The sequence below is a fragment of the Candidatus Obscuribacterales bacterium genome, from assembly GCA_036703605.1.
In the GTDB taxonomy this organism is placed as follows: Bacteria; Cyanobacteriota; Cyanobacteriia; order RECH01; family RECH01; genus RECH01.
Genome location: DATNRH010000599.1, coordinates 1 through 1,139, shown reverse-complemented (window position 1 = coordinate 1,139; position 1,139 = coordinate 1). Strand labels below are relative to the sequence as shown.

General features: G+C 55.0%; 2 protein-coding genes. Both read left to right on the top strand.

The features are described 5' to 3' along the window. On the top strand, nucleotides 1–468 hold a 468-nt coding region (locus tag V6D20_12820; protein HEY9816664.1), incomplete at its 5' end, for an exopolysaccharide biosynthesis protein. 232 nt (nucleotides 469–700) lie between these two features. Continuing rightward, entirely contained in the window at nucleotides 701–1,066 is a 366-nt protein-coding gene (locus V6D20_12815; GenBank protein HEY9816663.1) for an SPW repeat protein, read from the top strand. The last annotated feature ends 73 nt before the right edge of the window (nucleotides 1,067–1,139 follow it).

Below are 1,139 nucleotides of genomic sequence, written 5' to 3'. Positions count from 1 at the left end.
TTGCCAAACTTGTTCTTCTTCGTTACCGGATCCTCCGTTCTCACAGGGCTGCCGCTGATAGTGCTTGCCCTGCAGCTTGTCGCGGGCAGATCCGATGTCTGGCTCCCACGGTTTGTGGCTGATCGCTCCATCGAGCGCACCACCTTCAGCCGGATAGTGACGGTTTCAGTGCCCTACGTGGAGTGGATTGAACGCCTTGCAAAACCGCGCTGGTGGCCGACTTCATACCTCTTGGCCGAACGCATCATTGGCTTTGCTACGCTTTTCCTCGCCATCTTTTTGTTCCTTCCCATCCCCTTCGCAAACGGGCTTCCAGCCCTCTCCATTATCTTACTTGCGTTGGGTCTCAGTGAACGAGACGGCTATTGGCTAGCGGGTGGGTTGTCTCTCTCAATGATCTCGATGGTGCTTGCTGCGGGTATGGTGTTTGTTGGAACAGCCGCAGTTCTGGAGTTGATCCTGCATTGACGCCTGCAAAATCGAGATAACTGGGTACCGACGCCTAACGCATGCGCAGGAGTCGATGTCTCGAGATGAAGCGCATGGGTGAAGGCCCTCTAGGATCTTGCAGAGCAGTTACCGCGACGCCATTTATCTACGAGGTACGTCATCAACGCCCGCTAGGGGGTGGATGGCAATAACATGACCCTCTATCGGGCAGAGTGACCGCGATCATGCGGCACTGAATGGAGGGCATGTTATGTCGATTCGTTCGCATGAATGGTGGATGTCAGAGCATCGGGGATGGGAGGACTTCGCATCCGCCGGCGCGGGTGTTTTGCTTCTCTTTTCCCCGCTAGCAATTGGATCCTTCGACAACCCCGCTGTAGCAATCAACTCTGGGATTTTCGGCGTGCTAATAGCGGCCATCGCTCTCATTGAGCGAGACGCTTTGCAGCGCTGGGAGGAGCTTCTAGAAGGACTCTGCGGAGTGTGGGTGATTGCTTCGCCGTTCATCTTCTCCTATGGCGGTGTTCTAATGGCAATCCATCTGGTGCTTGGAGTTGCTGTCCTTGCTTTGGCGCTGCTGGAGTTGTGGCAGGACAAGAACCGAAAAATGGGCTGATCTCCACCAAAGTACCGGTTCCAGAGATCTGCCTTGGTCTTGACCAAAAGGCTGCGTGAACGCTGCTAAAACC

What these genes read in the sequence shown, in the direction of transcription:
- V6D20_12815 (HEY9816663.1), top strand. Translation starts at nt 701, where the DNA reads ATGTCGATTCGTTCGCATGAATGGTGGATGTCAGAGCATCGGGGATGG.